This window comes from Streptomyces sp. NPDC005141 (genome assembly GCF_053599975.1).
Window position 1 is genome coordinate 40634 of record NZ_JBSFYW010000044.1, and the last position, 13616, is coordinate 54249.

A 13616-nucleotide genomic window follows, 5' to 3' on the forward strand; every position below is an offset into this window, starting at 1 on the left:
ACGTTCGGCCATGCTCAGGTATCTGCCGTTTCTGCTGGTCCTGGCGCTGTGGATCTACGCCTTCATCGATTGCCTGAACACGCCGGAGGAAGAGGTCAGAGGCCTGCCGAAGGTGGTCTGGGTCATCATCATCCTGCTCTTCGGCGAGGTGCTGGTCGGTCCGATCGCCTGGCTGGTCGCGGGCCGCAACCGCCGGGGTCCGGCGGGCGGCGCCACCCCCTCCGAGTGGCACCGCAACCACCGGACGACGTTCGTCGCCCCTGACGACAACCCCGAGTTCCTCAACTCCCTCAAGGCCGGGAACGGCGAGGACGACGCCCTTCTGAAGGACTGGGAGGCCGACCTGCGGCGCCGCGAGGAGGAGCTGAAGCGGCGCGAGGAACAGAGCAGGTCCGACGAAGAGTCCTGACGTGGAACTGCGCCTGCTGGTGACCTTCGAGAAGGTCGCGACCGTGCTGAGCTTCACCCGGGCCGCGACCGAGCTGGCGTACGCGCAGTCCAGTGTGACCAGCCAGATCCGCGCCCTGGAGTCCTCGCTCGGCACCGAGCTCTTCGACCGGCTGGGCAGCCGGATCAGGCTGACCGAGGCGGGCGAACGGCTGCTGCCCTACGCCCGGCAGATCATCGAGCTGACCGACGAGGCACGGGCCGCGGTGGTCGGCGCCGAGGAGCCCTCCGGCACCCTCACGATCGGCACGATGGAGTCCCTCACCTCGTACCGGCTGCTGCCGCTCCTCGAGTTCTTCCACCACCGCCATCCCCAGGTGCGGCTGTCGCTGCGCACGACCATCGGCGACGAGACCCGCCAGGCGCTGCGCCAGGGCGTGTACGACGTCGGCTTTCTGATGGAGGAGGACACCGAGCACACGGGCCTGGAGGTCGCGGTGCTGGCGGTGGAGCCGCTGGCGCTCGTCGCCGCCCCCCGCGATCCGCTCGCCGGCGCGGCTCCGGACACCGCCGATCTCGTGGGACGGCCGCTGCTCGCCACCGAACCCGGATGCGCCTACCGGGACTTGTTCGAGCGGGAGCTCAACTCCCGGGCGCCGGAGGGATCTCGTGTCGCGTTCATGGAGTTCGGCACGATCGAGGCGACCAAACAGGCCGCGGCGGCCGGCCTCGGCATCGCGCTGCTGCCCGAGGTGACGGTCGCCGCGGAACTGGCGCGGGGCGAGCTCGTACGGCTGCGCTGGGAGCCGCCGTTCACGCTTCGGACGCAACTGGCGTGGCGGGCCGGGAAGCGGCTTCCGGCTCACGCGCGGCTGTTCGTGGAGCGTGCGCGGCACCTGGTGTCCGAGGAGTCCGGCCGACCCGAGTGATCCGGCCGATCCGGGAGATCCCGGCGGTCCCGGCGGTCCTGGGGAGCGTGACTTTCAGGCTGGCCGTCACGATCAGCGGGACGCCGAGCGCCTGGACGAGGCCGATGTGGTGGCCGTACACGGCCCAGTCCATGACCATCGCGACGGCTGGATACGTGAAGGCGAGCACGGCGATCTTCGCGGTCGGGAGCTTGGCGTACGCGGCGTACATCAGGACGTACATCAGCCCCGTGTGGACGACTCCGAGCCCGACCAGCCAGCCCCAGTCCGCGCCGGTCCCGCGCATCGCGCCGAAGTCGGCGAAGGGGAGCAGCAGCGGGATGCCGACCAGGACCTGGACGAGCGCGATGAGGTGGGGCCGGACGCCGGTGATGCGCTTGGTGACCAGGGTGGACAGCCCGTAGAGGAGCGCGGCGAGGAGGGCCTGGCCGACACCGGTGAGGTACGAGCCGCCGTTCGCGAAGTCGGCCGGGGAGACGCCCGAGACGAGGATCAGACCGGCGAAGGCCAGGGCGATCCAGCCGACCTTGGCGGCGGTGAGCCGTTCACGGAAGAGCAGGGCGCCCAGCAGCACCACGTAGAACGGCTGGGTGTGGTAGACGACGGTCGCGACGGAGATCGAGGTGTTCTCGTACGACTGGAAGAGCAGGACCCAGTTGAAGACGATGAACACCCCGCCGAGCGCGGCGAGTCCGAGCGTGCGCGGGGTGAAGCCGTGGCCCCGGAAGTATCCCCGGGCCAGCGCGTAGCCGCCGAGGGCGAGCGCCCCGAACAGAACGCGGAAGAAGACGACGTTGAAGGGCGAGGCCCCGGACTCGACGACGAAGACGCCGAGGGTGCCGGAGAGCATCATGGCGGCGGTGAGCTGGGCGGCGCCCTTGTTCTCGACTGCGCTGGCGGAGGTCATGCCCCGAAGGTAGGAGCGGGGACCGGGGGCGGGCCACACGCTGGTGGGGCGTCCTGCCGATGACCCCATCGGTGCCGCCGATGGGCGCCGGCCGACAGCCCGATCCGGACACGCCCTAGCGGGGCGGCTCCTCGCGCAGGACGAGTGTGAGGAGCCCCGGGAAACGGGCGTCGAACTCCGCCCGGCGGAGCCGGTTGACCCGCTTGGGGCCTTCGTCGCGCTGCTCGACCAGACCGGCGCCGCGGAGCACGGCGAAGTGATGGCTGAGCGCCGCCTTGCCGACGGGTACGTCGAAACTGCCGCAGCTGCGGCTCCACTCCGCGGACTCCGCCAGCGCCCTGACGAGCCGGAGCCGTACCGGATCGGCGAGGGCGGCGAGGGCGGCCTGCACGGGGACCTCGTCCGGGTGGGTGTGCTCGGGCGCCGCCCGATGACTGGTCCGCTCCGCCACGCCGGGCTCCCTGGTGATTCCCTGAACCGCTTGCCGAGTGTTCGATGAAAACCATACACTCCCGACTGTTCGCTTTTCATTGAACAGTCTGGGCGGAGCACCGGCTGTTCGGCCGAGCATCAACCAGGGGTGTGCCATGCGTACGGTCCAGTTCGAGGAGTACGGCGGTCCCGAGGTCCTGCGGGTCGCAAAGGCGGAGGTCCCCGAGCCGGGCCCCGGGCAGGTGAGCATCGACGTGGCCTACACGGGCGTCAACTTCGCCGACCTCAAGGCCAGGTCGGAGGGCTACCGCGTGCCGCGCCTCCCCTTCGTGCCGGGACTCGAGGTCTCGGGCCGGATCCGGGCGGTCGGCCCGGACGTCACGGAGCTGCGGGTCGGCCAGGAGGTGGCGGCGCTGACGGAGGGCGGGGCGTACGCGGAGGTCACCGTGGCCGAGGCGGTCACCGTCTTCCCGCTGCCGTCCGGAGTCGGCCTGCGCACCGGCGCCACCCTCCCCACCGTCCTGCCCACGGCGTACGCCCTCCTGCACAGCGTGGGCAGGCTCCAGCCCGGCGAGACGGTGCTCGTCCAGGGAGCGGCGGGCGGCGTGGGAACGGTGCTGGGCCAACTGGCGAAGGCGGCCGGGGCCGGCGCGGTGTACGGCGTCGTGTCCGCCGGCCCGAAGGCCGAGTACGCCCTCGGCCACGGCTACGACGAGGTGTTCGTGGGCTCCTTCGCGGACGAGGTCCGCGCGGCGACCGGCGGGCGCGGGGTGGACCTGGCCCTGGACCCGGTGGGCGGCGAGACCCTCCGGGGCGGCCTCGCCTCCCTCGCGCCCTTCGGCCGCCTGGTCTCCTTCGGCAACGCGAGCTCGGCCGAGCCCTGGACGGTGGGCCAGCCGGAGCTCTACCCCACCGGCCTGTCGGTCGCCGGGTTCTCGATCCTCGGCCTGGCCAGGACGGCCCCGGACGCCCTCCGCGCCATCGCCTCTCTCGCGTTCCGGGCGGTGGCCGACGGCACCGTGACCCTGCCGGTGACGGCGGAGTTCGGCCTGGAGGCGGCCGGGGAGGCGCACGCGCTGATGGGGTCACGGACGAGCACGGGGAAGCTGCTGCTGCGGGTGGCGGGCTGATCTCCCCCGGCCTTCGTCCCGGGCCTGAGGCCTCCTGAAGAAAGTCCTCCAGGGGTGCGCCCGGATCCATACCTTCGGCCCGGCTCCGTAGACCTTCGGCGGACGGCGGGGAGGCCGGCGGCTTCCCAGACTGGGTCGGAGGCGAAGGACGCCGGTGCGAAGTCGGGAGGCGCGATGCAGGGGACACCGGGTATCAGCCGGGCACGGTTTCTGGGGATGGCGGCGGCCGTCGGGGGCGCGGCGGCGCTGCCCGTCGGGGCGGCGGAGCGCGCGGGAGCGACCGGGCGGACGACGGACGGGCGGCCCGGGCCGACGTACGCAGGCGCGGCGCGCGGGCTGACGTACCGGGGTGTGGTGTACGAGGTCGGTGCCGGGGAGACGCCCGCCACCGCGTGGAACGCCCGGCGGATGCGCGCGGACCTGCGCGCCGTCGCCCGTGACCTGCACGCCAACGCGGTCAAGGTCACCGGCGACGGTGTCGAACGGCTCACCGCGACCGCGGCCGAGGCTGCGGAGCGCGGGCTGAACGTCTGGCTCGAACCGACCCTCGGGGACGTACCCGAGCGGGAGATCCTCGACCATCTCGCGGAGACGGGCCGGTACGCCGACCGGCTGCGGCGGCAGGGCGCCGGGGTGCATCTGAGCGTCGGCTGCGAGTTCGTGCTGTACGTCCCCGGCATCGTGCCCGGCGCGAACATCCAGGAGCGCGTGGAGAATCTGCTCAAGGGCGACTTCGACCCCGTGCTCATGGCCCGGCGGCTGCACCGGTTCACCGCGAAGGCCGCGAAAGTGGGCCGGTCCGTCTTCGGCGGACGTCTGACGTACGCCGCGGCGCAGGACGAGGACGTCGACTGGGGCCTCTTCGACCTCGTGGGCATCGACTACTACGCGTACTTCCGGCGCCCGTCGGACTACCTCCGGGACCTCGCCCCCTACCGGCGCTTCGGGAAGCCGGTCGCCGTCATGGAGTTCGGCTGCTGCACCTTCGAGGGCGCGCCGGAGCAGGGCGGCATGGGCTGGGACGTCGTCGACTACGCGAAGGAGCCGCCGGAGATCAAGGCCGGTCTGGTGCGCAGTGAGCGCACGCAGGCCGCGTATCTGACGGACGCACTGGCGGCGTTCGAGGCGGCGGGGCTGTACTCGGCGATGGCGTACACCTTCGTCACCCGCGACGCCCCGCACCGCCCCCATGACCCGCGCCACGACCTCGACATGGCGAGCTACAGCATCGTGAGGACGATCGAGGACCGCCCCGGCGATCCGGCCTCGGGCGTGCGCTGGGAGCCGAAGGATGCCTTCCACGCGCTGGCCCGGCAGTACGGACACGCCAACACGCACCACCGCTGACCGCCGCCCACCCGCGACCGGCGACCGCCCACCGGCGCCGAGGGCACGGTCTCTCCGGTGACGCGCCCGGCGGGTACCGGCACCCGCCGGGCGAACCCGGCGCGGCAGGAGGGTACTTCCGCACCTTGTCGTCGTGTTCCGGCCCACGAGAGCGGGGTCCCGCAGGAGAGTGGGGTCATGGAACGCATCGATGAGGCACAGGCCCGCGCGTGGCTCGCCACCGCCCTGGCCGAGGCCCGCGCCGGGCTCGCCGAGGGCGGTATCCCCATCGGGGCGGCGCTGTACGGCGCGGACGGCACCCTCCTCGGCCGGGGCCACAACCGCCGCGTCCAGGACGGCGACCCCTCGGCGCACGGCGAGACGGCCGCGTTCCGCGACGCGGGACGGCAGCGGACGTATCGCGGTACGACCATGGTGACCACCTTGTCGCCGTGCTGGTACTGCAGCGGTCTGGTCCGGCAGTTCGGGATCTCCCGGGTCGTCGTCGGCGAGGCGGCCACCTTCCACGGCGGCCACGACTGGCTCGCCGAGCACGGCGTGGAGATCGTGCTGCTCGACGATCCCGCGTGCACGGAGCTGATGCGCGACTTCATCAAGGACAACCCGGCCCTGTGGAACGAGGACATCGGTGAGTGACTCCAGGACGCCGGCGGTTCCCGGGACTTCGCACGGGGACGGCCCCGGCGCCGCGGCCGGTCCGGGCGGCCTCCCCTCCCCCGCCGCTCCCCGCATCCCCACCATCGACCTGCACCCCTGGCTCTCCGGGGACCCCGGGGCGCGCGCCGCCATCGCCCGTACCGTCGACGACGCCCTCCGGACGGCCGGCTTCCTGCTCGTCACCGGTCACGGTGTCGACCCGGAGCTGCGCCGCCGCATCCGGGACGCCGCCCGCGCCTTCTTCGTGCTGCCCGCCGGGAGGAAGCAGCCGTACGCCGCCCGGGTCGGCGGGCGCGGCTGGCTCGGGCCGGGTGCCGAGGCCAACGGCTACTCGGAGGGCACCGAGACCCCGCCGGACCTCAAGGAGTCCCTGACGTTCGCGACGCACGAGCCGTTCGAGGACCCGGAGACCAACGCGGAGTGGTACGCGCCGAACGTCTGGCCCGCGGAGGTGCCGGAACTGCGCGAGCTCTGCGCGGAGTACCTGGCGGCGATGGGTGAACTGGAGAACCACCTCCTGGCGCTGCTCGGCGAGGCGCTCGGGCTCGAACCGGACTTCTTCACCCGGCACATGGACCATCCGACGTACGGCTTCAACATCAACTGGTATCCGGGGACGGAGGTCGTCGGCGAGCCGGAGCCGGGCCAGTTCCGCATCGGGCCGCACACCGACTTCGGCACGGTCACCATCCTCGACCGGCAGGCCGGCAAGGGCGGCCTCCAGGTGTTCACGGACGAGGACGGCTGGCAGGACGCGCCCTTCGACCCGGCGGCGTTCACGATCAACATCGGCGATCTGATGGCTCGTTGGACCGGCGATCGGTGGCGCTCGGGGCGGCATCGGGTGCTGCCGCCGCCGGCCGACGCGCCCGCCGAGGAGCTGATCTCGCTGGTGTACTTCGGCGAATGCACACCGGGGACACTGGTCGAGTCGGTGCCCGCCCCGGTGGGCCGCGTCGCGTACGAACCCATCGACTCGCATGTCTACCTGCGCCAGAAACTTGATTCGATCACTATCGGTTGAATGGCGGAACGTTTTCGTAATTGAACGGACATCGGACGGCCTATACCGAATCAACTCCCCCTTTCTAAACTGTTGTTGATACACCTCACAGCAGCACATCGGACCGGACCGCGGACCAGGGGGAGATGCGGTGCACTCAGGGCTGCACGGCAGGGGGGCGCTGTTCGACACCGATCCGCCCGGGCTCGCGTCACGACTGGTCGGTCTGCGTCCGTACCAGCTCCGCGCCACACCGTACGAACAATCCGGGGAACTGCCCTTCGTGGTGTTCGCGGGCGGCCGGGGACTGGGCAAGACCGCCCTGCTCCTCGAACTGCGCGAGGCCTATCGCGGACACACCCCGGTCGCCCTGATCGACGGCGAGGAGCGGCAGTTCGCGGCGCCGCCCGCCGACCGTCCCGCGGAGTCCTGGTCACCGGTGGGGCAGGCGCTCACCACGGCCGCGGAGCAGCTCGCCGAACCGGTGAGGGGCGCCGGAAGGATCGGCTTCCCGCGGCTGTCCTCCGGGCTGCTGGCCGTGGCGGCGGGCGGCTGGAGCAACCGTGACGTGCCGCGCATACGGCAGGAGGCGGAGCGGATCCTGCTGCTCAACGAGACCGACTCGTGGCTGTCGGGGTTCGCGGGGCGCTGGGTGAGCAAGGTGATCTCCAAGCTCGTCGCGTCGATGAGCGGGACGGGCCCGGTGGTGGAGCCGATCATCGAGGCGACCCTGGAGGCGTTCACGGAGGGCGTCTCGCCCGCCCACCGCCGGCTGCGCCGGGCCGCCACCTGGTACCGGGACTATCCGAACGCGGGCGGCAGCCCCAAGCTCGCGCTGATCCTGCTCTCCCGGCACTTCCGGGCCGGCGGCGACTCCCGCAGACACGCCGAACGCCACCTCGTACGGGCGCTGCTGGCCGACCTCGACGACGCGTACGCGGGGGTCGTGCAGCGCTCGCACCGCCGGGGACGCCCGGTCCTGCTGATCGACAACGTCCAGGAGCCCGGGGGCCTCGGGCTCCTGGAGCCGGTCCTGCGCGACCGCGCCGACGGCATCGCGGACCGGGTCGTGTTCTTCGCCGCGCTGCGGGGCTACGCGCATCCGGCGCTGCGCAACGCGGGCCGGCTCGCCCTGCCCGAGGCGGCCCGGGAGAACGGCTGGCGGCCCGGCACCTCGCCGTCCTCGCGGGCCCTGCTCGTCTCGCTGCCGCCGCTGACCCCCGACGACACCCTGCACATCATGGACACCGCGTCCGGCGGTCTCAGCACCGCGTCCGGCGGACCGGCCTCCATGTCGTCCCAACTTCCGCACGCCACGCACAGGTTGACGGGCGGCAGTCCGCTCGGCATCACCCTGCTCGCCGCCTCGGCACGGCAGAACCTGCCCGAAGGCGCCGACTCGCTGGGCGCGTTGCTTACCGCCGATGTCGCGCTGCACGAGGACCACGCCGGCCGCCCCGCCTATCAGGAGCTCCTCGGCCGGCTCGTCCCCGGCGGCCGGCTCGACGAACTGACCGTGCTGGCCGCGGCCCACGACCGCGACTCGGCGTGCTCGCTCGCGGAGTCCCGGCTCCCGGAGGACTTCGGCGCGTCCGGCGTCCTGGACCTGGAGGAGCGGCTCGCGTCGGAGGGCTGGGCGGCAGCGGACGGACAGTTCGTCGGCGACCCCTTCCTGCGCGCGTTGCTCCTGCTGAGGCTGCACCACGGCGACCCGGACCACGAGCGGTGGCGGGCGGTGCACCGCGCCCTCATCGACCACTACCAGGACGCCGGCGAGACCGCCCCGCCCGACAGCGCCCGCTATCGGCTGCACCACGAACTCGCCCTCGGCAAGGCGGACTTCGCGGTGGCGCATCTGCGGGACACCTTCCCCCGCTCCGACACCCGCGGCTGGCTGTCCTCGCTGCTCTTCATCGCCTCCGCTCCGTACTACCACGCGCACGATCCGGACGGCCGGGACTTCGACGGCCACGACCACCGGGCCTCCGTCGCCCTCGGCCGCACGGACGCCGAGCAGCGGCCGCCGGACGGTGTGGACGCCGTACTGCACCTGCGGGTACGGCGGTTGCTGCACGCGGTGTGGCAGCTGACCGATCCGCTGGTGCTGCCGGACCCGAGGGTGACCGAGCGGCTCCGCTTCGAGCTGGAACAGCTGTCGAACCTGCGGCCCGCGGGCAACGCCCTGCTGTGGCGGGCCTCGCGGGACTGGCCGTCGGACGCCCTGGCGGGCCGGCCGCTGCGCGTCCCGGGCGACGAGGAGGGGGACCGGTGATGGCGCGCTTATGGGTGTGGCTGCGTGAGGACGTCTGGGAGATTCGTTTCCGCAGGTATGTCGCGCTGACGCTCGCGGCCGCCCTCGTGGGCGTCGGCATGTGGGGCGGCATGACGGCCGCGAAGGAGGACCGGTCGTGCGCGCCGGGGGTCGTACAGCCGAAGGGCAGTGCCGAGTGCGTCGGCGTCTCCTCGACGACGTACGCCTTCGGACGTCCGCAGTTCGCCGACGCCGTACGGGCGATCAACCGCGAGAACCACCGTCTGGCGCCCGGCAGTTACGTCACCGTCGCCCTGCTCGAACCCTTCACGGCGACCGACGCGGACAACCTGCGCGATGTGCTGCACGAGCTCCAGGGCGCCTATCTGGCGCAGTACCAGGCGAACCACGACACGACCGGGCTGAAGCCGAAGATCCGGCTCGTGCTCGCCAACCCCGGTGCCACCGGCGCCTCCTGGCGGCTCACGGTCGACCGGCTGGAGCGGATGGCGAAGGGCCCGGACCGGCTGCGCGCGGTGACCGGGGTCGGGCTGAGCACCGACAACAACCAGAAGGCGGTCGGGGAGCTGACCCGGCGGGGCATCCCGGTCATAGGGAGTTCGATCACCGCCGACGACCTCGCCAACGGACAGAACGGCGAGGACCCTTTCCCGGGGCTCGCCCGCGTCTCCCCCACCAACACCGACGAGGCACGCGCCCTCGCCTCCTTCGCCAAGGTGTCGGCGGCCAACGCCTTCCTTGTCTACGACCGGACGGGCGATCCGTACACCCGCACGCTCCAGAAGGCCTTCGAGAAGATGCTCAAGGGCGCGCGCTACGAGGCCCAGCCGTTCACGCCGCCCGCCGACCGCAGCAAAGAGGGCAGCACCGCCAACGTCTTCGCGCAGATCGCCAACATCCTGTGCAACACCCCGAAGGCCACGAACACCGTCCTGTTCGCGGGCCGGCACACCCAGCTGCGGCAGTTCATCAACGCGCTGGGCGCCCGGGGCTGCTCCGACCGCCGCTTCACCGTGCTCACCGGCGACGAGGGCTCGTACCTCGCCGGTGACAAGGAGCTCGACCCGGCCGCGCTCGAGGACCCGCTGCTCACCGTGCGCTACACGGCCCTCGCCCATCCGGACGCCTGGCTGAAGGACGGCGCGCGGACCGGCGGCAGCGCGGCCGACGCGAAGGTGCTCCAGCGGCTGCTGGACCGTGCCGTGCGGGAACCGGTCGGCCCTCTCGGCAAGGTCGCCCTGGACGACGGCCAGCTGATCATCGCGTACGACGCCATGCGGCTCGCGGTGCACGGCATCCGCGGAGCCTCGCCGACCGGGCGGATCCCCGCACTCGTGGACGTCGGCCTCCAGTGGCCCCAGGTGAAGGGCAAGCAGCTGCGGGTGAACGGGGCGAGCGGCTGGATCTGTCTGGACGCCCACGGCAATCCGTACGACAAGGCCGTGCCGATCGTGGAACTGACCCACGACAGCCGCGCCCGCTTCGTGAGGATCGCCTGGCCGGAGGCCAAGCCTCCCCCGGCGGAGTGCCTGCCGCCGTCCTAGGGCGGCCCGGGACGACGGAGGCCGGCCCCGGTGACGTGCGTCATCGGGGCCGGCCTTCTCGCGTCGGGATGGGTGTCAGACGCCCGCGTAGGAGTGCTTGCCGCTGACGAAGATGTTGACGCCGTAGTAGTTGAACAGCCAGCAGCCGAAGGCGATCAGGGCGATGTAGGCGGCCCTGCGGCCCTTCCAGCCGGCCGTGGCCCGCGCGTGCAGGTAGCAGGCGTACGCGACCCACGTGATGAACGCCCAGGTCTCCTTGGGGTCCCAGCCCCAGTAGCGGCCCCAGGCGTCGCCCGCCCAGATCGCGCCCGCGATGATCGTGAACGTCCACAGCGGGAAGACGGCGGCGTTCACGCGGTACGAGAACTTGTCGAGCGAGGACGAGGCGGGCAGCCGCTCCATGACGGAGGTGGCGAACCGGCCGGGCTGTCCGCCGTTCGCGAGCTTGTTCTCGTAGGAGTCCTTGAAGAGGTAGAGCAGCGTGCCGACGGCGCCCACGTAGAAGACGGCGCCGCACAGGATCGCGGTCGAGACGTGGATGTACAGCCAGTACGAGTGCAGCGCGGGAACCAATTGGTCGCTCGCGGTGTACAGGACAGTGACGGCGAGACCGAGATCGAGGAGGACCGAGGTGACCAGGGGGAGGCCGAGCCAGCGGACGTTCTTCTTCAGCGCGAGCAGCACGAGGAAGACCCCGACGGCGACGGTGGAGAAGGTGATGTTGAACTCGTACATGTTGCCCCACGGCGCCCGCCGCACCGACAGGGCGCGGGCGACCACACCGGCCGCCTCGACGGCCCACGCGAGCACGGTCAGGGACACCGCGATACGCCCGTAGAGGTCGCCCTGCTCGTCCCCGCCGTGCGCGCCGGGCCCGTCGGGCACGTCCCGCGCGCCCACCGCGGACCGGGTGACGACCTTCGGCCGCTCCAGTACGGCGGTGCCGCCGGCCTTCTGCACGGTGACCTCGGGGGCCGCCGCGGTCGCCTTGGCGCCGTTCGCGGTGAGCGCGTTGGCGGTGCGGGCGACCTTGCTGCGGCTGCCGAAGATCCACTCGGCGATGTAGGCGAAGAAGGCCAGGGTGTAGACGGCCATCGCCGAGTAGATCAGCGTGTTGCTGATGTTGGCGAGGTGTTCGTTGGTCGCGGTGGCCAGATCGGTCACGGCGCCCAGGTCGTGTGCGGTGGCGAGCGTCACTGCTTCTCAGCCCCTTCGGCGGCTGTTGCGGGGGGTTCGGCGTCGGCGTCGGTGGGTGCCGCGTCTTCGTCGGGCCTGGTGGGTGCCTGTTCGTGCACGAGCGCGGCCAGGTCGCCGAGCTCCTCGGGAAGCTTCGCGGACTCGCTGCGGCCGAGCCCGGCCATCTCGACGACGGTGACCCCGTCGGCGCCCGTGGTGGCCCGCACCCAGACACGGCGGCGCTGGATGAACAGCGATCCGGCGAGGCCGAGGATCGCGGCGAACGCTCCGGCCAGCGCCCAGTCACTGCCGGGCTGCTGGGTGACCTGGAAGTTCGCCCACTCCTTGATGTCCTTGTCGAAGGTGATCGAGCCGGCGCCGTCCGGCAGCTTCATCGTCTCGCCGGGCCGCAGCCGCGACTTGACGATCGCGCCCTTCGCGTCCTTGAACTGCTTCATGTGGGTGGTCTCGAGCTGGTACACGTTCTGCGGGAGGCCCGCATTGACCCCCAGGCTGCCGTGGAAGCCGCTCAGCGCGAGCACGGGGTAGTCGAGCGCAGGGAACTGGGAGAACATGTCGCCCTTGCCCGCCCCGGCGAAGGTCGGCACGAAGAAGGCGGAGAAGCCGAGCTGTTCGCTCTTCCCCTGCGCGTTCCGGTAGCCGTCCATGACCTTGACGGCGCCCTGCGAGGTGACGTTGGAGTCGAGCGGCAGCAGGGGCACGGCCTCGTGGAAGACGACCTTGCCCTTGCCGTCCCGGACGGTCACGACGGGCGCGTAGCCGTGGGCGGTGAGATAGACCTTCGAGTCGCCGATCACCAGCGGCTCGTTGACCTTGACGACGGTCTTCTTCGGCTTGCCGTACGCGCCGACGCTGTAGTCGACGGTGGCCTGGTAGGTGCGGGGCGTGCCCTTGTTGGGGCCGGTCCGCTCGTAGGTGCCGGTGAAGTTCTTCAGGTCGAAGCTGAAGGGCGTGAGGTCGTCGGTGCTGAAGAGGTTGCCGGACTTGAAGTCGTCGTAGGACACGAGCGTGTTGGAGAAGCCGTCGCCCTCGACGATCAGCTTGTTGCCCTCGGACTTGAAGAGCTGGCCCCAGGCGAAGGCGACGAGCATCACGATCAGCGCGATGTGGAAGAGCAGGTTGCCGGTCTCGCGCAGATAGCCCTTCTCCGCGGCGACGGCGTCCTTCTCGATGTGCGCCCGGAAACGCCGCTGCCTGAGCACCTCGAGCGCGGCCTCGCGGACCTGCTCGGGCTCCGCCGCAGTGCGCCAGGTCGCGTACGCGGGCAGCCGGGACAGCCGCTTGGGGGCGCCCGGCGGACGGCCGCGCAGCTGCCCGACGAACTGCCAGGTGCGGGGCACGATGCAGCCGATGAGGGAGATGAACAGCAGGATGTAGATCGCGGAGAACCACACCGAGCTGTACACGTGGAACAGGCCGAGCCGGTCGTAGAGCGGACCGAGCAGGCTGTGCGCGTCCTTGAACTCCTGCGCCTTCGCCGCGTCCTGGTTGGACTGCGGGATCAGCGAGCCGGGGATGGCGCCGAGCGACAGCAGGAAGAGCAGGATCAGCGCGACCCGCATCGACGTCAGCTGGCGCCAGAACCAGCGGGCCCAGCCGATGACCTCACGGGCGGTCCAGGCGATCCATCCCGTGGCGCCCGGTGTCCGCGCGCCGCCGAAGGAGCCGGGCATCGCCGTCTCCACGGGCGCGGTGGACAGCTGCGAACCGGCCTCGCCGAGTTCGCCGTCGGCGCTCACCCCGATGTGCCGCTTGGCCGCCGCCGGTTCCGCCGTCCCGCCGGCGCCGGTGTCAGTGTCGGTCGTGCTCAT

General features: G+C 71.7%; 12 protein-coding genes. 8 read left to right on the top strand and 4 right to left on the bottom strand.

The window, feature by feature from the left end; translation table 11 throughout:
* Window positions 1-10 precede the first annotated feature (10 nt).
* Window positions 11-409, top strand: a complete 399-nt coding sequence (locus ACWD68_RS28980) for a PLD nuclease N-terminal domain-containing protein (protein ID WP_451809403.1) — start codon at window positions 11-13, stop codon at window positions 407-409.
* Between the two features lies 1 nt (window position 410).
* On the top strand, window positions 411-1316 hold the full coding sequence (locus tag ACWD68_RS28985; protein ID WP_451809404.1) for a LysR family transcriptional regulator: 906 nt from the start codon (window positions 411-413) through the stop codon (window positions 1314-1316).
* On the opposite strand, the gene ACWD68_RS28990 is transcribed toward ACWD68_RS28985, so the two are convergent.
* Window positions 1201-2223 (bottom strand): DMT family transporter, encoded by a 1023-nt coding sequence (locus tag ACWD68_RS28990; protein WP_451809405.1) that lies wholly within the window; start codon window positions 2221-2223, stop codon window positions 1201-1203. The two genes, ACWD68_RS28985 and ACWD68_RS28990, sit on opposite strands and share 116 nt — an antisense overlap.
* 115 nt (window positions 2224-2338) lie before the next feature.
* Window positions 2339-2674: an ArsR/SmtB family transcription factor gene (locus tag ACWD68_RS28995; protein ID WP_451809406.1), complete on the bottom strand. Its 336-nt coding sequence runs from the start codon at window positions 2672-2674 to the stop codon at window positions 2339-2341.
* A gap of 136 nt (window positions 2675-2810) precedes the next feature.
* On the opposite strand from ACWD68_RS28995, the gene ACWD68_RS29000 reads away from it, so the two are divergent.
* From ACWD68_RS29000 to ACWD68_RS29025, 6 genes are all read left to right on the top strand, one after another.
* Entirely contained in the window at window positions 2811-3785 is a 975-nt protein-coding gene (locus ACWD68_RS29000; RefSeq protein ID WP_451809407.1) for a quinone oxidoreductase family protein, read from the top strand.
* Window positions 3786-3959: 174 nt separating this feature from the next.
* Window positions 3960-5132, top strand: coding sequence for an abortive phage infection protein (locus ACWD68_RS29005; protein ID WP_451809408.1), 1173 nt, complete (start codon window positions 3960-3962; stop codon window positions 5130-5132).
* Between the two features lie 177 nt (window positions 5133-5309).
* The gene (locus ACWD68_RS29010) at window positions 5310-5768 is read left to right on the top strand and encodes a nucleoside deaminase (protein ID WP_451809409.1); all 459 of its coding nucleotides are present in this window, start codon (window positions 5310-5312) and stop codon (window positions 5766-5768) included.
* A 94-nt stretch (window positions 5769-5862) separates the two neighbouring features.
* Window positions 5863-6813 carry an isopenicillin N synthase family dioxygenase gene (locus ACWD68_RS29015; RefSeq protein WP_451809434.1) on the top strand — a complete coding sequence of 317 codons (951 nt, stop codon included), beginning with the start codon at window positions 5863-5865 and terminating at the stop codon, window positions 6811-6813.
* A gap of 130 nt (window positions 6814-6943) precedes the next feature.
* Entirely contained in the window at window positions 6944-9064 is a 2121-nt protein-coding gene (locus ACWD68_RS29020; protein WP_451809410.1) for a hypothetical protein, read from the top strand.
* On the top strand, window positions 9064-10608 hold the full coding sequence (locus tag ACWD68_RS29025) for an ABC transporter substrate-binding protein (protein WP_451809411.1): 1545 nt from the start codon (window positions 9064-9066) through the stop codon (window positions 10606-10608). The genes ACWD68_RS29020 and ACWD68_RS29025 overlap by 1 nt, the downstream gene beginning before the upstream one ends.
* A gap of 75 nt (window positions 10609-10683) precedes the next feature.
* Here ACWD68_RS29025 and ccsB read toward each other — a convergent pair whose 3' ends face one another.
* Together ccsB and resB are read right to left on the bottom strand one after the other, a co-directional pair.
* Window positions 10684-11805, bottom strand: coding sequence for a c-type cytochrome biogenesis protein CcsB (gene ccsB, locus ACWD68_RS29030; protein WP_451809412.1), 1122 nt, complete (start codon window positions 11803-11805; stop codon window positions 10684-10686).
* A complete protein-coding gene (resB, locus tag ACWD68_RS29035; RefSeq protein ID WP_451809413.1) occupies window positions 11802-13616 on the bottom strand; it encodes a cytochrome c biogenesis protein ResB in 1815 nt (604 codons plus the stop codon). Before resB ends, ccsB begins: the two co-directional genes overlap by 4 nt.